The organism is Ferdinandcohnia sp. GQ5 (assembly GCF_059759275.1).
This window is the reverse complement of sequence record NZ_JCAXEW010000014.1, coordinates 121,695-138,691: the sequence shown is the minus strand read 5'-3', so window position 1 is coordinate 138,691 and position 16,997 is coordinate 121,695. Positions and strand designations below refer to the sequence as shown.

The following is a 16,997-nucleotide window of genomic DNA, read 5'->3' as shown; positions in this document are numbered from 1 at the left end:
AAATGAAAAGACTAGGTTTTTTTCAATCAATTCATTTTAAATTTGCACTTATCTATTTGCTCTTAATTTTAATTGCGATGCAAATTATTGGTGTTTATTTTATAGGGAAATTAGAGTTGCGATTAGTAGAAAATTTTAAAATATCCTTAAATGAACGGGTCAATATACTTGCATTTAGTATTGAGCAGGAAATGAATAAGGAGAGGGAAGATGCTTCTACATTAGAAAAAGATATCCGGAATATATTGCAGGACTATGAGTCTGAGGATATCCAAGAAATTCGGGTTATCGATAATAAAAGCCGTGTAGTTGGGAGCTCAAACCCATATAGTCAGGGAATTGTTGGCAGAAAAACGAATGAGGATTCGGTCAAACGTACGTTACTGCTTGGCGACAATCCAGATTATGTGCGCTTAGATGAATCAACGTATGATCGGATGTATGTATCTTCAACACCAATTCGTTCGAATGGAGATATCATCGGCGCAATCTTTTTAATCGCGAGGATGGAAAATGTCTATGATGATATAAAAGAAATCAATGATATTTTTGTAACGGGTACTGGAATTGCGATGGCGATTACGGCAGTCCTTGGAATCTTTGTCGCTCAAACGATTACAAGACCAATTTCAGCAATGAGAAAGCATGTTTTAGAATTAGGAAGAGGTAATTTTTCAAAGAAGGTAAAATTATTCGGCCATGACGAGATTGGTCAACTTGCAATGACCTTCAATAATTTATCGAAAAAAATACAAGATGCACAAGCGACAACAGAAGGGGAACGTCGCAAGCTCTCTTCTGTGCTTGCTCATATGACAGATGGGGTAATTGCAACCGATAAAAAGGGGCGGATAATCTTAATCAATACGCCTGCAATTGACATGCTAGATGTTTCACGTGAAACAGTCCTTGATCAGTCAATTGTTTCCGTCTTAGGGTTAGATGAACAATATACTTTTGAGCAGCTTGTTCACGATATAGATACGGAAATCCTTGATTTTAGTACGCATAAAAAACAATACATTATAAAGGTTAGTTTTTCAGTTATTAAAAAGGAATCAGGCATTATCAATGGTTTAATTGCTGTATTATATGACGTGACCGAGCAAGAAAAGATTGAAAGTGAGAGACGAGAGTTTGTCGCAAATGTTTCACATGAATTACGAACACCATTAACGACAATGCGGAGCTATCTTGAAGCACTAGCAGATGGTGCTTGGGAGGATGAAAAGATTGCGCCTCAGTTTTTACATGTAACGCAAACCGAAACAGAACGGATGATTAGGTTGGTCAATGACTTGCTGAAGTTATCAAAACTAGATAGTAAGGATTATCGTTTATCCAAGGATTTAATTGATTTTACAAAGTACTTCCACCGAATCATTGACCGATTTGAAATGACAAGGAAGCAGCATATCTCCTTTATTCGAAATTTACCTGAGAAGCCCATTTATCTGGAAATCGATCAAGATAAGATGACACAGGTTCTCGATAATATTATTTCAAATGCTTTGAAATATTCACCTGAGGGAGGAACGGTATCCTTTCAAGTGGAAGAATCAAATGATGAAATCGTCGTAAGCGTAAGAGACCAGGGTGTTGGAATACCGAAGGATAACATCAATCGAATTTTTGAGCGATTTTACCGGGTGGACAAAGCACGCACACGTAAATTAGGAGGAACAGGGTTAGGTCTTGCGATTGCCAAGGAGATGGTCGTTGCTCATGGAGGCAGGATTTGGGCTGAAAGTGAAGAAGGGGTAGGTACAACTATTTTCTTTACCCTACCAATCAATGTGAATCAAGATGGTTTAGAGGATGATTGGGATGAAGTATGAATCAATAAAAACAACAATTTTAATTCTCTTAGTGCTTTCTAGCATTGTTCTTACATGGTCTTTGTGGACGTATCAGCCCCAATACGATCACCTAGGAGAAAATGATGACTTAGTAGCGGAAGTAACGACAAATATTACAAAGGACGCCTCCGAAATTATAAGGCCAACTAAAATTCTTTATCATATTGATGGTCAGCATTTTGGGACTTTTAACGAGACGGAACTGAACCGAGTCATGAAAGAACTTAGGTCTTGGGAAATTGATGAGGTCCACAACATTACACATACTGTTCAGGATCAAGGTTTAGCAGACTTCTTAAAGCAAAATGGACAAGTTGAAATATACTTTCCTGATCCGTTTCCGCTAGAGCTTTATAAATCGTTTATTAAAAAAATTAATGATAAGGATCATTCCTTCATTTCGTTTGACCGATTTGTAATTGATGTCAATTCTGAAGAAGATGGCGAAGGGATTGTGTACTTTGTGTCCACCGGTGACAACTTAGTGTATGAGGGCCGTGTCAATAGTAGGCTTACAAGGGAATACCGGAAAAACTTTTATACAACGGCGACGAGATATCCCGAGCAAATTGAATATGAACTATCAGATACGAATTCAGTCTACTTACCGAAGGACACAACAATTGTAGAACGTGTTGACTATTATATTGATGCGATTGAAATTGATACCTTTAAAGATCGCTTATTCACCAATTCAAGTCTTGTTAAGCGGGATGTTCTTACTACAGGTGAAGTTCATACCGATGGAACAAGGTTACTAAGAGCGTATAATAATAAAAAGTATATTGAGTTCATTAATCCAACAAGAATTAGTGGAGAACCAGCACAGACAACAGATTTAATTCAAACTAGCATTGATTTTGTTAATGAACATGTTGGATGGACAGATGATTACCGCTTTTTTAGGTGGAGTAAAGAGAGTCAAACGACAGTTTTTAAACTCTATGTAAAAAATATCCCTGTTTTTAGTCAAAATAAACTAACAGATATTACACAACAATGGGATAACAATGATATAGCGAGATATTTTCATCCATCCATAAACTTACGAATCGATTTGGACTCAATTAAGGTGAGACTACCAAAAGGCGAAAAGGTAATGGAGGAAATTATAAGTAAGCCAAATTTTAATCCTGAATTGCTCGAGTCTGTGACAGTTGCTTATGACCTTGTAGAAAGTGAAGATAATTCCCAGTTTGTTTCACTTCAACCGATTTGGACTTACAGGTATAATGGAAGTTGGAAAAAGGTTGAGATAAAGAATGAGGATTTAGGAGGACATAAAGATGGATTGGAGTAAAACCAAGTCTTTATTTATCGTTACCTTCTTGATTCTCAACATCTTTTTAGGATATCAGCTTGTTCAAAAGAGGGATAGCAGTCAACTCGATTTGCTAAAAGAATTAAGTATTGACGAGAAACTAGCGGAAGAGGAAATCACGTATGAGGCTTTGCCAAAGGAACCGGAGGAATTAAGCTATATAAGTGGGAAAATCAAGGTTTTTACAGAGGAAGATGTTAAAACTCTTAAAAATCAGACCGTTAACATTGATACTGCTGGTATGCTAAAGGCTGAGTTTACAGATCCTATTAAGCTTTCCTTAACAGATCAAATGAAGATCGGACAATTTGTGAAGGAACATATCCTATCGGGGGACAAATATACCGTTTGGGATGTGGATGAAGAGGCTGGCACGGTTGTTTTAATTCAACAATATAAAAATTACAAGGTCTTTGGCCAATCATCGAATATAAGTGGTGTCATCTATTTGTATCTGAATGAGGATCATGAGGTAACGTCCTATGAGCAAACATTAATTCCTGAATTTGAAGAGCATGAGATGGAGGAGTTAATTACGCCTATGGAAACTCTAGAAAACCTTTTTAATAACTTCCATCTCAAATCAGGTAGCCATGTATCTAAGGTGGAAGTTGGGTATTACCCACTTGTCCCATATTCAGAATCACAGTTATTGGCTCCAGCTTGGCATGTTACCATAGACGATGAAACAGATATTTATGTCAATGCCATCGAAGGACAAATTTTAAATAAGATGGAGTGAACGATTATGGGGTTGCATTTTAGTGTGCTTGCAAGCGGGAGCACAGGAAATGCGTTCTATGTTGGAACAGACAAGCATTCCTTGCTTGTAGATGCCGGGTTAAGTGGTAAACAACTAGAACTGTTATTTAAAGAAATCAACAAAGAAATTAAGCATCTTTCCGGAATTCTTGTGACACATGAGCATAGTGACCATATTAAGGGGCTAGGTGTACTGGCTAGAAAGTACAAGCTTCCCATCTATGCAAATGAAAAGACATGGAGTGCGATGGAGCGTAATATTGGAGAAATCCCGACAGAACAGAAGTTTATTTTTCAAATGGGGTCAGTAAAGACATTTGGAAATATGGATGTTGAATCTTTCGGTGTTTCCCATGATGCGGCTGAACCAATGTTTTATGTATTCCACAACGAGGGAAAAAAGGTTGTTTTAATTACGGATACAGGCTATGTCAGTGACCGTATGAAGGGCACCATTGAAAATGCCGATGCGTATGTATTTGAAAGTAACCACGATGTGTCTATGCTTCAGATGGGCCATTATCCCTGGAGTATTAAGCGACGTATTTTAAGTGATGTTGGACATGTATCGAATGAGGATGCAGCGTTAGCTATGTCAGATGTAATTGGGGATAACACGAAACGAATCTACTTGGCGCATCTAAGTAAAGATAATAATTTAAAGGATTTAGCACGTATGTCGGTTAAGCAAACCTTAGAAAGCAAAGGGTATGTTGTCGGGGAACAGTTTGATTTGTATGATACAGATCCAAAGGTACCTACAAAACTAGCTTATGTGTAGAAAGAAGCCCATTTGATTTTGATCAGATGGGCTTTTTTGTGTGCATGTCTAGCTCCAGCGCCTAGCCAGTTTTCCCCTTGAATTGGCTCCAGCGAGTATCTTGCGAAAAGCTCTGCTTTGAGCAGCTCGAGGTCATAAGCCAATCCGTCAAGAAGGATAAAAGGCATCCTTCTCACCGGCTTTTCTTATGCTTGTCGGACTTGCACAGGACAAGGAAGGCTTCGACAGTCATAACATCGCACGAAGAAAATGCAAAGCATTTTCGAGGAAGTGCTGACATCGACGTTTGCCACAGGAAGTGGCAGTAGTTAGTCGATGTTCCACTTTCAAGGCGGTTGCACTTTTCGAAGAAAAACACTTGCCGCGCCCATAATTTTCTAGTAACTTGAAAATAGGATGAAAGTAGGGATGCTATGAAATCTTTTATGTTGCAAGCGGCAGGTTTAATGGTGCTTTGGGTGTTGTTTTTCATTTTTGAAAGGCCAGTTCCAACAGCTTATTCAATTATGATTTGTGCTGTTGTGATGACCTTATATTTTTTCCTGAAAATCACATCAAAGCCAGTCTATTTATATGTTGCGATAACCACACTTCTACTGACGCAAGGAGTTATTGAATCAGGCAATCCATTTACACTTTTATTACTATTGTACGTTGTGTTATTAGCTGCAATTCAACTAGAAAGTCAACCATTTAAAGGACTTGTTGCTTTTACGGTGACCAGTTTATTGGCTTTCTTAATGTGGATGAAAAGTGATTTATCCGTTTATGTCTACTTTCTCTTATTCTACCTTCTTGCCCTTCAAGTGAATGAACTTTGGACGAAGCAAGAGGAACAACGCAACCTTTATGAAGAATTGCTTGGGGAATATCGAAAGTTAAAGAGGGTTGCCCTTGTGGCGGAGGAGGAAGCACGATATCAAGAGAGGACCAAAATTGCAAGGGACATCCATGATTCTGTTGGGCATAAGTTGACAGCATTGTTAATGCAGTTGGAAGTCTTATCAATTAAACAAGGTCCAGAACATTATCAAGATTTAAAGGAATTGGCTAAAGAGAGCTTAGAAGAAACACGTTTTGCAGTACGAACTTTAAAGGACCGGGAACATGAAGGAATTGCAACCATCTTACAGCTATTCAAAAAACTTGAGGCTGAAAGTCATATTATGGTCCAACTGACGACAAAACAAGGAATCTTGTCCGAACAGCTCACAAATGAACAAAGTGTCGTGCTATATAGAGTAATCCAGGAAGGACTTACGAATGCAATGCGCCATGCCCACTCACGTGAAGTTCAGGTGCTGCTTGGAAAAACAGCAGACGGAAATATTGAACTTGTTATGAAAAACCGAATCTATAAGAAGGAGTCATTTAAAGAGGGATTCGGGCTGTCAAATATGCGGAAGCGAGTTGAGGAATTGGAGGGAATGCTATCAGTCTATCAAACGGATGAGGAATTTGTCATTAAAGGTATACTTCCGTTAGCAAAAACGTAAGGGAGGGGAAACGGACATGTGGAATGTGTTAATTGTAGAAGACCAATCGATTGTTAGGCAAGGCTTAAAACTCATGTTGGAGCAAGATGGAAAAATCCGTGTTGTGGCTGAAGCCGAAAATGGAGAAGAAGCAATTAAGAAGATGGAGGCACATGTGATTGATGTGGTATTAATGGATATCCGGATGCCAGTTATGAATGGACTTGAAGCAACTAGAAAGATCAAGGAACGTTGGCCCGATACTAAGATTTTAATCCTCACAACCTTTAATGATGATGAATACGCAATCCAAGCATTAAAATACGGGGCAAATGCTTTTTTACTGAAAACATCAGACCAGAATACACTAATCCATGCGGTTTATAGTTGTTTTCAAGGGGGTCTAACGATTCATGAAGAAGTTGCAGCGAAAGTAATGCCGCGATTATTACACAAGGTTGAGAAGAAACTTGAACTGCCTTTATCTACACGAGAATTAGATATTACAAAATTAGTGGGGGAAGGAAAAACAAATAAGGAAATTGCAGATGATTTATTTCTATCAGTCGGAACGGTAAAAAACCACATCACACAAATCTTGCATAAATTAGAACTTCGGGATCGTACTCAGTTAGCTATTTTTGCAGTGAAAAACGATATTACATAAAAGACAAGGGTTGTCCTAACTTCAGTGGATGACCCTTTTTTCATGCAGATATGACTCAGGTCATGTTTTTAACATAAACAAGTGACGTTAGATAGTGCTGTAAGAAGCCTTGAATGTCTATGATTAATGTATAAAGGAGGCGACGGTATGTTAGAAGTGATTGATTTATCGAAGAAATATAAACAAAAGTATGCTGCACAGGGGATTAATATGTTTTTAGAAAAAGGGGAGATTGTGGGTCTGCTTGGTCCAAATGGAGCAGGAAAATCTACCACCATCTCTATGCTTTCATCTTTGGTTGTTCCAACATCTGGTGATGTGAGGCTATTAAATGAAAGTACAATTAAGAATCCACAGAATATCCGTAAGATTTTAGGAGTGGTTCCTCAAGAAATCGCATTGTACACGGATTTATCGGCTGAAGAAAATTTGCGGTTTTTTGGAGAGATTTATAGGCTAAAAGGTGCTGAGTTAAAAAAGCGGATTGAAGAGGTTCTAGAGCAAATTGGCCTAACTGACCGAAGAAAGGATCTAGTTAAAACATTTTCGGGTGGTATGAAAAGAAGGTTAAATATTGGAGTGGCTTTACTTCATAATCCGGAAATTATTATTATGGACGAGCCAACGGTAGGGATTGACCCGCAATCTCGAAATTATATTTTAGAAGCGGTAAAACGGCTCAATAAGGAACGTGGAATGACCGTATTATATACAAGTCATTACATGGAAGAAGTCGAATTCTTATGTGACCGTATTTATATTATGGATAAAGGTCATATTATCGCCTCAGGTACAAAGGAAGAGTTAAAAAATATCCTTTCCTCTGAAAATACGATTTCTATTCAGGTTGAGCGGGTAAAAGAAGAATTTATTCAATTACTTGAAGCAGATCCAACCATACGTCAAGTAAAGGTGTTGGACCGTAATGTAACAGTAATTGTTCCAAAGGAGTACAATTTGTTTCAAAAAATATCCCAGATCGCTGAGGAAACGAGTACAGCATTGATATCAGTAGAAGTAAAAGCGCCAACACTTGAAGACGTATTTCTTCATCTGACGGGTAGAGCGTTAAGAGATTAGGAGGTGAGAGGATGATAATTCCATTTATAAAAAAAGACTTATTGGTGTTACTAAGGAACCCCCAGGAGTTACTTGTTCTAGTTCTAATGCCGCTTGTCCTTATTGCTATCCTAGGCTTTGCCTTAGGTGGAGTGATGGGGGGAGATGCAGAACCGATCACGGCTAAAGTGGCATTTATTACACATAGTGATGAACAAAAAGAGATAGAGGCATTTATTGAAGAGATAAAGGGACAGGAAATGCCAGAGGAAGCAGAAACAGCACTTATCCAAAGCGCTAATCTACTTCATCCAATTCAGACATTAGTAGATGATGTGTTTGGTAGTAAGGAACTAAAAGAAATTGTGGAACTTGAGGTAGTTAAGGCTGAAAAACTAGATGAAATTAAAAATGATGATCATTACGCTGCTGTGATTGAGATACCAGCGCATTACACATATGATATTCTATCATCTGCCTTACTTGATGAACCTTCATCCGCGACAATTACCCTTTATAAAAATGAAGGAAAACAGATTTCTCCAAAAATAGTGGAGGATATCCTTATGAATTTCCAAAAACAGCTTACTTCCATGACCGTAATAGGGAAAGCTGGAGTTCAGCTAGAAGATATAAAAAGTAAGGAAATTGGAAAAACAGAGACTGTTACCGAGCGTGAACCAATTAATTCATTGCAATATTATTCCGTCGGTATGAGCGTCATGTTTATTATGTTTATTGCCTCTCATATTGGCTCATCTGCCTATCGCGAAAAACAGTTACAGGTGTTCAATCGAATTATTTTATCAAATACGTCAAGATGGTCATATCTAGGTGGCATCTTTTTCTCTGTAATAGTAATTGCGATAATCCAGCAAGCGATTTTATATGGAGTTACTTCTCTCATATTTGGTGTGGTTTGGAAAGATCTTTTCGGGTTTTTCTTAGTGAACCTATCACTATCCTTTGCGATAGGAGGAGTCGGAGCATTGTTGACCGCATTAAACTACCGAATAGACTCAGAAGGCGTATCAAACTTTTTTGGAAATGTAATGGTGTCCATCTTTGCCTTTTTAGGTGGAAGCTTTACACCGATTGCTGAAACTTCTTCTGTTATCGGTATGTTGGGGAATCTTACGCCAAATGGTGCAGGAATGTCCTCCTTATTACAATTGCTTCAAGGTGTGGAGCTATCGGCTATTGCTCATCATCTTTTTTATTTAGTGGGCTTTGGTTTGATAATGCTGACTGCAGCTGTTTTTAGCTTTCCGAAAAGAGGTGATGCCATATGATAAGTATTTTACAGGCAAAGTTTAAATTATTTTTAAGAAAGCCAATGCTTATGATTGGCATGACCGTAATGAGTATTGTGTTTGCTTTGTTATTAGGTGCCGCAAATTATTCAAATATTAAAGTACCTATTTATACAGATATTGAAAATATTGAAGAAACGGGATTATGGAAAGAACTAAATAAGACAGAGGCGTTTGAATTTATACGAATGACTGAAGATGAGGCAAAGAAAATGGTCAGTGAAGGTGATGCAGAGGCTGCTGTGAAGCTAGAAAAGGAATCTTACACAATTGTCATTGTGACGGAGACTTCAAACCTTCATATAATAGAAAGCTATCTTCAGACTTTTTATAGCGATATTTTAATGGAAGAGAAGATTAAAGAGGCAACAGCAACAAATTCTTATATCGACTCAGATGCCATTATTGAAGAATTAAACGAAAAGGAAGAGAACCCGTTATTTAAGATTCAAGCTGCGTCATTTCGTAGCGATGATGCTGTGATTATTGATAACCAACTGCAGACGATTTTTGGATTTACCTTGTTTTTTGTCATTTACACCATCTCTTATAATGTTCACAACATCTTACAAGAGAGAACATGGGGAGTTTGGGACCGCATGATTTTATCCCCTTTAAAGAAATGGGAGATGTACGCCGGCAATTTAGTTTATAGTTTCCTAATGGGATATTTTCAGGTTGCACTTATCTTTATAGTGTTCCGGTATGCCGTCGGGGTAGACTTTTACGGGGGATTTGGAAAAACATTAATTGTGTTAATCCCATACGTGTTCTCAATTGTCGCACTATCGTTATTTTTAGTCAGCGTTGTTAAAAGCACTCAACAATTCAACGCGATTATTTCACTGATATCAGTATGCTTATCGATGCTGGGTGGGGCTTATTGGCCATTAGAAATTGTAAGCTCAGACTTCTTGTTAAAGGTGTCAGACTTTGTGCCAATTAAACATGCGATGGAAGGCTTAAAAGCCGCCACCATTTATGGAGCACCAATGAGTGAATTACTATATCCAATCAGTATTCTGACGTTAATGGGAGTCGTGTTAATCGGGATCGGAATCAATTTAATGGAACGGAAAAGCGCTTAAAGAAAAAGGCAGGGGCAAGTGGCTCCTGTCTTTTGTCGTTGTGGGACAAAATCATGAATTGCATAAAATATGGGTAAAATTAATAGAAAGAGTGTAAAAAGGAGAAATCATGTAATGGGGTACTATGATCAGGATTATCTAAACCAAAGGCAACAAAGAAGGAAAGGGAACCGAGGCAGTTGGTTTTTCTCAGCGTTAGTCGGTGCTGTTATTGGGGCACTCCTTGTAATAGCTCTTTTACCGACCTTATCCAAGTATCATTTACTTCCAAGTGAAGAGAATGCGACCCCTGAAGAGGTAAATGGGCTTGATGAGGTGGAGGAAAAAGCACCAGTAACAGGAGAAAGTGTCCAACAAAATATCAACGTGAACGTAACTACCGAGATTACCAGTGCGGTCAATAAAGTAAGTGAGGCTGTTGTAGGTATTGTCAATCTACAACAAACGAATTTCTGGACAGAGGAATCGATGACAGCGGGAACGGGATCTGGCGTTATCTATAAAAAAGGGGACGGTAAAGCTTTTGTCGTCACAAACCATCATGTAATTGAAGGCGCTTCGGATATTGAGGTAAGTCTTAGTGATGGGGCAAGGGTGAAGGGAAGAGTGCTTGGAAGTGATATTTGGACGGATTTGGCTGTAATCGAGATTGATGGAAGCCATATTAAAAAGGTTGCTCAATTTGGAAATTCCGATAACATTAATCTTGGTGAACCTGTCATTGCGATTGGAAACCCGTTGGGACTTGAGTTTTCTGGGTCAGTCACACAAGGAATTATTTCAGGCTTAAATCGGACGATTCCTGTTGATATTAATCAGGATGGAGTACCTGATTGGAATGCTGATGTCATGCAAACAGATGCTGCGATTAATCCAGGAAATAGTGGAGGAGCGCTTGTAAATATCAAGGGAGAAGTAATAGGAATTAATTCCATGAAAATTGCACAGGAGGCCGTTGAAGGAATTGGCCTTTCGATTCCAATTACGAGTGCAAAGCCGATTATTGAAGATCTTGAAGTGTATGGTGAGGTTAATCGTCCTTTTTTAGGAGTTGGACAACTTAAGAGTTTAAGTGAAATTTCCTCCTATCATCGAATGCAAACCTTACATCTTCCAAATGACGTAACAGAGGGAGTGGCAGTTTTAGAAGTACTGCGAAATACACCCGCATCACAAGCAGGATTAAGGGAACTTGATGTGATTGTAGAACTAGATGGTGAAAGAATCACCTCACTAATTGAGTTGCGAAAGCATTTATATAATGAAAAATCAGTAGGAGACACAATGGAGGTCACATTCTACCGAGGCGGAGAAAAACAAAAGGCGACAGTACGATTGGCAAGAGAATCATTGTAGAGAAAACAGGGGAGAGAAACTTCCCCTGTTTTTTGTGGATAAGATTATATGCTAAAATGGGTAAGATAAAACATGTGGATAAGAAAAAAAGATAAAGTTATACCCATAATTCGCAGTCGGATGTGGGTAAGTTTGATGGAGGACAAAAAAATGATTAAATGTTGTGAAGAACATATTGAATTAGCATTGGACATCGTGGTTGATGAACATGAGGTAGCGCCGATTTTGACGAAAATTGAAGACGAAAACTTATCAACAACCTGTGAATTTTGTCAAAATAAGGCGGTATATGTTGTAGGGAACTAATATTCTCATACAAGATGTGGATAGAAAATGTGGATATGTGGATAACTTCTGTGGATAGTGTGTTTGTAAAATGTGAGCGAAGTGGGGATAAGTGTGAACATCACAATCGTAACAATAGGCAAGTTAAAAGAGAAATATTTGATCCAAGGGATCAACGAATACTTAAAACGATTAACGGCCTATGCCAAGATTGACATAATTGAACTTGCTGATGAAAAGGCGCCGGAAAATTTGAGTGAGTCAGAAATGGAGCAAGTAAAACAAAAAGAGGGAGAGCGGATACTTTCAAAAGTATCGGATGACACTCATGTGATTGCTTTGGCAATTGAAGGAAAGATGAAATCATCCGAACAGCTGGCAGCCGATCTTGAAAACCTAGCAACCTATGGAAAAAGCAAAGTTGCCTTTGTCATCGGTGGTTCTCTTGGCCTGAGCAAGGACGTAATGAAGCGAGCAAATGGTACATTGTCTTTTTCAAAGATGACCTTTCCGCATCAATTAATGAGACTGATATTAGTGGAGCAGGTGTATAGAGCGTTTCGGATCATTAGGAATGAGCCGTACCACAAGTAAATGAGGTTTTTATAACAGATTAATTTTTTAAAAAAAGGAGGTGTCTCAGCCACTAATTGAGATTCCTCCTTTTTTTGTTCATATTCAGTTCATAAAAGGCGTCTATAATCCAATAGTAATCGAAAGATGAGTGATTACAAAAGTAGCTATAGTTAAGGTTTATTACAGGGAGGGTCACATGAGAAATAAGGATAGTATGAACTTAACAAATGTGAAGTATGCAGTGGAGGCTAAAGGGTTGATTAAAACTTTTGGCGATCATCGAGCAGTTGACGGGGTGGATTTGGTAGTGCCGACTGGTTCCATTTACGGTGTATTGGGACCAAATGGCGCAGGCAAGACGACAACGATTCGAATGCTGGCAACATTACTCAGAGCTGATTCGGGATCAGCAAAGATTTTTGGATATGATGTAGTGAAGGATTCACAAATAGTCCGTCAGTTAATTGGCGTTACGGGCCAGTATGCTTCAGTGGATGAGTCACTAAGTGCAACAGAGAACCTCATCATTTTCTCTCGATTACTGGGGCTTAGTCGTATGGAGGCAAAACGTAAAACAAATGAGTTACTTGAGGAATTTGGATTAATGGATGCTGCCAAACGTCCATTGAAAAATTTCTCAGGGGGAATGCGTAGACGACTGGATTTAGCCGCAAGTTTAATTGCACAACCACCACTCATTTTCCTAGACGAACCGACTACAGGACTAGACCCGCGAACACGTAATCAAATGTGGGATACAATTCGCCGGTTAGTAAAATCTGGGTCAACCGTGTTGTTAACGACTCAGTATCTACAAGAAGCAGATGAACTAGCAGATCGAATTGCTGTCATCGATCATGGAAGTGTAGTTGCAGAAGGTACTGTCAATGAACTAAAAGAATCGATTGGAACTTCCTCTTTGCATTTAAGTATTCAACATACTCAGGATATCCCAAATGCTCGAATAATTGTGGAACAAGTTTTACACGTACAATCAGCAGTATCACCAGAAGGAGGTATGATTACTGCACCTATGGCAGCTGCGGATAGAGTTACGGATCTGTTAGTCGCTCTTCGGGAAGCAGACATCAAATTGGCTGAGCTAAGTGTGCAGAAACCATCTTTAGATGAGGTCTTTTTGAACATTACAGCTGAAGGCAATAAAAACAGCCAAGCTAATCTAAATCAGAAAAAGAAGGGGGATATTCTATGAAGAAACAATCAACTATGTCCATTTCCAATATTCAGCTACGGAATAAAGCTAGCTTCAAACAGGCAGTGCGAAATTCATTCACTATGGCTTATCGTGGGTTACTGAAAGTCCGTCGAACACCGGAACAACTATTTGATGTTACATTCCAGCCGATTATTTTTACGCTAATGTTTACCTATATTTTTGGTGGGGCGATTGCCGGCAATGTGCAAAATTATTTGCCTATTATTATCCCAGGGATTCTTGTTCAGACGGTAATCACGACTTCAATCGTCACAGGTACGCAATTACGAGAGGATATGGATAAAGGGGTATTTGACCGCTTTAAGTCATTACCGATTGCCAGGATTGCACCGTTAGCAGGAGCTTTGCTTGCGGATACAATCCGTTATACAATTGCAACAGTACTTACATTTTCAATGGGATTTATCTTAGGCTATCGTCCTGAGGGAGGACTAGGTGCTGTTATTATTGCTGGACTACTTGTCATTGCGTGTTCATGGGCAATTAGTTGGATCTTCGCCTTTTTTGGAGTGATTGCTCGTTCTGCTTCGAGTGTACAAGGGATTTCGATGTTAGTCCTCTTTCCATTAACCTTTCTTTCGAATGCATTTGTTCCAGCGGATACAATGCCGAACTGGTTACAATGGTTCGTGAATATTAATCCAATTTCCCATCTCGTCACGGCCGTCAGAGATTTGACGAATTCTGGAACCCTGGGCTGGGATCTCGCTATTTCACTTACTGGGGCTGCTATAATTGTAGCAGTTTTTGCACCAATTACAGTTCGAGCCTACATGCGTCGTGCGTAGTAAATAATGCTCGAAATATTGTAGTATAAAAAGACACTGATGGAATCGTAGTGGCATTGGAGGTTCCTTTCAATTTTATAAAAGGATTGATTCTATGGCAAAAATATTAGTGGTAGATGATGATTCACATATTAGAGAATTAATTTGTGTCATTCTTTCGAAAGAAGGGTTCTCCATTGAAGAAGCAACCGATGGTAAGGATGCACTTTCATTACTGGAAGCAGAAAGAATTGATTTGATTATTCTCGATATTATGATGCCAAATATGGACGGATGGTCATTTTGCAAGGAGATTCGAAGGTATTACTCGGATACTCTTCCTATACTAATGTTAACGGCAAAAGGGGAAACGGCACAAAAAGTAAAAGGCTTTAATCTCGGTGCTGATGATTATTTGGTCAAACCTTTTGATGTAGCTGAGCTAGTGGCACGAGTAAAAGTTCTACTTAAACGGTATCAAGTGACCTTGGCCAATCAAATTACGATTGGAAATGTGGTCATTGATCGTTCATCCTATTCCGTTTTGGTAGGGGCGGAGCGGATTACCTTGCCATTGAAAGAATTTGAACTATTGTTTAAGCTCGCCACCCATCAGCAAAAAACGTTTTCAAGAGAACAATTAATCGAGGATATTTGGGGCTTTGATTATCAGGGAGATGAACGAACGGTTGATGTTCATATTAAACGGCTACGCCAACGGTTTTCACAAGAAGATTGCCCATTCAAAATCACAACAATTCGTGGTTTAGGATATCGTCTGGAGGTAGTAGGTTGAAGAGACTTAACTATGTAAAGCGAATCGGTGGAATTCTTGCGGTTGTGGGAAGTCTTTTATTGGCGTGGTCCTGTGCGTACTGGCTGACGACAAAATTATTTAAGAAAATCCAATATGTTCCTAATGAATATCTTAGCCTGCTCATTAACTCGTTCGTGGGCTTTACCTTGTTTTTTTGCCTAATGTTGTTACTAACAAGAAATCCATGGGTTAGATCTAAACAAAATCAATACTTACATCCGATCTTACAAGCCATGAAGATGATTTCAGAAGGAAACTTTAATGTGGATCTTTCATTTTATTCAAACCAGTTTCGCGAACAGGATAAGCATCATCCCTATTATCAAATTGTGGAAAACATTAAATTAATGGCAACGAAACTGGGAGAAGTGGAGGAAATGCGACAAGAGTTTATCTCGAATGTTTCCCATGAAATTCAATCTCCCCTTACTTCTATCATTGGCTTTGCCCATGCATTAAAGAATGAAGACTTGGAACCGGAGGAACGCAGACATTACCTAGAGATTATTGAGACGGAGTGCATTCGACTTTCCAAATTAAGCGAAAATCTTCTGAAACTCACCTCTTTAGAGTCCGAGCATCTATCACTTGATCGAAAAAGTTATCGGCTTGATTATCAACTTCGCCGGAATATACTGGCGAACGAACCTCAGTGGACAGAGAAAAAAATTAACATGGATATTTCACTTGATCACCTGACAATTACAGCGGATGAAGAGCTCATGGACCAAGTATGGATTAATTTACTTCATAATAGTATAAAATTTACGCCACAAGGAGGTACCATATCAGTCGTTGCATGTAAATCAGGAGAAGACAGCATCATCGTTAAAATCCGGGATACAGGAATAGGCATGGAAAAAGATTCACTCATGCATATCTTTGAACGTTTTTATAAGGCAGATCAATCTAGAAATCGGATAGCCGGAGGAAATGGGCTCGGTCTTTCCATCGTCAAAAAAATAATTGATTTGCATGAAGGTGATATTAGAGTACAGAGCGAGTTCGGGGTAGGAACAGAGTTTACTGTTACCTTGATTGGAGATTCTTGGGAGAAGTATAAAGTTAATTAAAGGGACTTGAATTTGTCAAATCAGTCCCTTTGAATGTGCTATTATTAAGCATGATTTGATTACTGTGTCCGACCTTCTTTTAATGTATTGACTGCTTTCTCAATCCGACGCTGGCGAGTCTCAGCTGTCTTAGCACCCTCAATCGAAAGAACAAATCTCCGTTTGTTGCTGTAGGATAAACCGTCGAAAAAGTGTTTTGCTTCAGTCTCTTGCTCAAGTGCTTCTGAGAAATCTGCAGGCACAACAAGTTCCCGAGGCTTAGTGTCTAGTTCAATGTCAACATCAACTTCGTCACCTGCTCCGACACCAGCACCTTTCCGATGCTCTGCACTGAGTGGAATCATGAATTGTCCCCCCATTGAACCAATCGTACTATTGTAGCTGTATTCTCCGATTGTAACGATTACTGCCGGTTTCTTGCTAGACCCGAGGCTTGCTACAACATCCTCCGGAACTGGAATACCTGTTGCGGTTTTTCTGCTTAGTTGGATAGTTGCTCGAAATCTCATAAAAAATTCCTCCCTTTAATTATCAATTTTTATTGTTACCCATTAATCTATT

General features: G+C 38.9%; 17 protein-coding genes. 16 read left to right on the top strand and 1 reads right to left on the bottom strand.

Features of this window, described 5'->3' with window-relative positions:
• The first annotated feature begins 2 nt into the window (after window positions 1-2).
• The 16 genes from walK to AC6CHV_RS17320 all read left to right on the top strand — a co-directional run bounded on the left by walK (window position 3) and on the right by AC6CHV_RS17320 (window position 16,436).
• Window positions 3-1,838: a cell wall metabolism sensor histidine kinase WalK gene (gene walK, locus AC6CHV_RS17395; RefSeq protein WP_341333433.1), complete on the top strand. Its 1,836-nt coding sequence runs from the start codon at window positions 3-5 to the stop codon at window positions 1,836-1,838.
• Entirely contained in the window at window positions 1,828-3,159 is a 1,332-nt protein-coding gene (locus AC6CHV_RS17390; RefSeq protein ID WP_341333432.1) for a YycH family regulatory protein, read from the top strand. The genes walK and AC6CHV_RS17390 overlap by 11 nt, the downstream gene beginning before the upstream one ends.
• Window positions 3,146-3,922 carry a two-component system regulatory protein YycI gene (locus AC6CHV_RS17385; RefSeq protein WP_341333431.1) on the top strand — a complete coding sequence of 259 codons (777 nt, stop codon included), beginning with the start codon at window positions 3,146-3,148 and terminating at the stop codon, window positions 3,920-3,922. The genes AC6CHV_RS17390 and AC6CHV_RS17385 overlap by 14 nt, the downstream gene beginning before the upstream one ends.
• A 6-nt stretch (window positions 3,923-3,928) precedes the next feature.
• Window positions 3,929-4,723, top strand: coding sequence for an exodeoxyribonuclease YycJ (gene yycJ, locus AC6CHV_RS17380; RefSeq protein WP_341333430.1), 795 nt, complete (start codon window positions 3,929-3,931; stop codon window positions 4,721-4,723).
• A gap of 413 nt (window positions 4,724-5,136) precedes the next feature.
• A complete protein-coding gene (locus AC6CHV_RS17375; protein ID WP_341333429.1) occupies window positions 5,137-6,219 on the top strand; it encodes a sensor histidine kinase in 1,083 nt (360 codons plus the stop codon).
• Between the two features lie 16 nt (window positions 6,220-6,235).
• A complete protein-coding gene (locus AC6CHV_RS17370) occupies window positions 6,236-6,865 on the top strand; it encodes a response regulator (protein ID WP_121448181.1) in 630 nt (209 codons plus the stop codon).
• A 147-nt stretch (window positions 6,866-7,012) separates the two neighbouring features.
• On the top strand, window positions 7,013-7,945 hold the full coding sequence (locus tag AC6CHV_RS17365; RefSeq protein WP_341333428.1) for an ABC transporter ATP-binding protein: 933 nt from the start codon (window positions 7,013-7,015) through the stop codon (window positions 7,943-7,945).
• Between the two features lie 11 nt (window positions 7,946-7,956).
• Window positions 7,957-9,216, top strand: coding sequence for an ABC transporter permease (locus AC6CHV_RS17360; RefSeq protein WP_341333427.1), 1,260 nt, complete (start codon window positions 7,957-7,959; stop codon window positions 9,214-9,216).
• Window positions 9,213-10,325 (top strand): ABC transporter permease, encoded by a 1,113-nt coding sequence (locus AC6CHV_RS17355; protein WP_341333426.1) that lies wholly within the window; start codon window positions 9,213-9,215, stop codon window positions 10,323-10,325. Before AC6CHV_RS17360 ends, AC6CHV_RS17355 begins: the two co-directional genes overlap by 4 nt.
• A gap of 114 nt (window positions 10,326-10,439) precedes the next feature.
• The gene (locus AC6CHV_RS17350; RefSeq protein ID WP_341333425.1) at window positions 10,440-11,681 is read left to right on the top strand and encodes a S1C family serine protease; all 1,242 of its coding nucleotides are present in this window, start codon (window positions 10,440-10,442) and stop codon (window positions 11,679-11,681) included.
• Window positions 11,682-11,831: 150 nt separating this feature from the next.
• The gene (locus tag AC6CHV_RS17345; protein WP_341333424.1) at window positions 11,832-11,987 is read left to right on the top strand and encodes a CxxH/CxxC protein; all 156 of its coding nucleotides are present in this window, start codon (window positions 11,832-11,834) and stop codon (window positions 11,985-11,987) included.
• Between the two features lie 93 nt (window positions 11,988-12,080).
• Entirely contained in the window at window positions 12,081-12,560 is a 480-nt protein-coding gene (rlmH, locus tag AC6CHV_RS17340; RefSeq protein ID WP_498079309.1) for a 23S rRNA (pseudouridine(1915)-N(3))-methyltransferase RlmH, read from the top strand.
• Window positions 12,561-12,738: 178 nt separating this feature from the next.
• The gene (locus AC6CHV_RS17335; RefSeq protein WP_498079308.1) at window positions 12,739-13,755 is read left to right on the top strand and encodes an ATP-binding cassette domain-containing protein; all 1,017 of its coding nucleotides are present in this window, start codon (window positions 12,739-12,741) and stop codon (window positions 13,753-13,755) included.
• Window positions 13,752-14,567, top strand: coding sequence for an ABC transporter permease (locus AC6CHV_RS17330; protein ID WP_341333421.1), 816 nt, complete (start codon window positions 13,752-13,754; stop codon window positions 14,565-14,567). Before AC6CHV_RS17335 ends, AC6CHV_RS17330 begins: the two co-directional genes overlap by 4 nt.
• A 94-nt stretch (window positions 14,568-14,661) precedes the next feature.
• The gene (locus tag AC6CHV_RS17325; RefSeq protein WP_341333420.1) at window positions 14,662-15,342 is read left to right on the top strand and encodes a response regulator transcription factor; all 681 of its coding nucleotides are present in this window, start codon (window positions 14,662-14,664) and stop codon (window positions 15,340-15,342) included.
• Window positions 15,339-16,436: a sensor histidine kinase gene (locus AC6CHV_RS17320; protein WP_341333419.1), complete on the top strand. Its 1,098-nt coding sequence runs from the start codon at window positions 15,339-15,341 to the stop codon at window positions 16,434-16,436. Before AC6CHV_RS17325 ends, AC6CHV_RS17320 begins: the two co-directional genes overlap by 4 nt.
• A 59-nt stretch (window positions 16,437-16,495) precedes the next feature.
• Here the strand turns inward: AC6CHV_RS17320 and AC6CHV_RS17315 are convergent, their stop codons facing one another.
• Window positions 16,496-16,945: a YdeI/OmpD-associated family protein gene (locus tag AC6CHV_RS17315; RefSeq protein WP_341333418.1), complete on the bottom strand. Its 450-nt coding sequence runs from the start codon at window positions 16,943-16,945 to the stop codon at window positions 16,496-16,498.
• Between the last annotated feature and the right edge of the window lie 52 nt (window positions 16,946-16,997).

What these genes read in the sequence shown, in the direction of transcription:
- walK (WP_341333433.1), top strand. Translation starts at nt 3, where the DNA reads ATGAAAAGACTAGGTTTTTTTCAATCAATTCATTTTAAATTTGCACTT.
- AC6CHV_RS17390 (WP_341333432.1), top strand. Translation starts at nt 1,828, where the DNA reads ATGAAGTATGAATCAATAAAAACAACAATTTTAATTCTCTTAGTGCTT.
- AC6CHV_RS17385 (WP_341333431.1), top strand. Translation starts at nt 3,146, where the DNA reads ATGGATTGGAGTAAAACCAAGTCTTTATTTATCGTTACCTTCTTGATT.
- yycJ (WP_341333430.1), top strand. Translation starts at nt 3,929, where the DNA reads ATGGGGTTGCATTTTAGTGTGCTTGCAAGCGGGAGCACAGGAAATGCG.
- AC6CHV_RS17375 (WP_341333429.1), top strand. Translation starts at nt 5,137, where the DNA reads ATGAAATCTTTTATGTTGCAAGCGGCAGGTTTAATGGTGCTTTGGGTG.
- AC6CHV_RS17370 (WP_121448181.1), top strand. Translation starts at nt 6,236, where the DNA reads ATGTGGAATGTGTTAATTGTAGAAGACCAATCGATTGTTAGGCAAGGC.
- AC6CHV_RS17365 (WP_341333428.1), top strand. Translation starts at nt 7,013, where the DNA reads ATGTTAGAAGTGATTGATTTATCGAAGAAATATAAACAAAAGTATGCT.
- AC6CHV_RS17360 (WP_341333427.1), top strand. Translation starts at nt 7,957, where the DNA reads ATGATAATTCCATTTATAAAAAAAGACTTATTGGTGTTACTAAGGAAC.
- AC6CHV_RS17355 (WP_341333426.1), top strand. Translation starts at nt 9,213, where the DNA reads ATGATAAGTATTTTACAGGCAAAGTTTAAATTATTTTTAAGAAAGCCA.
- AC6CHV_RS17350 (WP_341333425.1), top strand. Translation starts at nt 10,440, where the DNA reads ATGGGGTACTATGATCAGGATTATCTAAACCAAAGGCAACAAAGAAGG.
- AC6CHV_RS17345 (WP_341333424.1), top strand. Translation starts at nt 11,832, where the DNA reads ATGATTAAATGTTGTGAAGAACATATTGAATTAGCATTGGACATCGTG.
- AC6CHV_RS17335 (WP_498079308.1), top strand. Translation starts at nt 12,739, where the DNA reads ATGAGAAATAAGGATAGTATGAACTTAACAAATGTGAAGTATGCAGTG.
- AC6CHV_RS17330 (WP_341333421.1), top strand. Translation starts at nt 13,752, where the DNA reads ATGAAGAAACAATCAACTATGTCCATTTCCAATATTCAGCTACGGAAT.
- AC6CHV_RS17325 (WP_341333420.1), top strand. Translation starts at nt 14,662, where the DNA reads ATGGCAAAAATATTAGTGGTAGATGATGATTCACATATTAGAGAATTA.
- AC6CHV_RS17315 (WP_341333418.1), bottom strand. Translation starts at nt 16,945, where the DNA reads ATGAGATTTCGAGCAACTATCCAACTAAGCAGAAAAACCGCAACAGGT.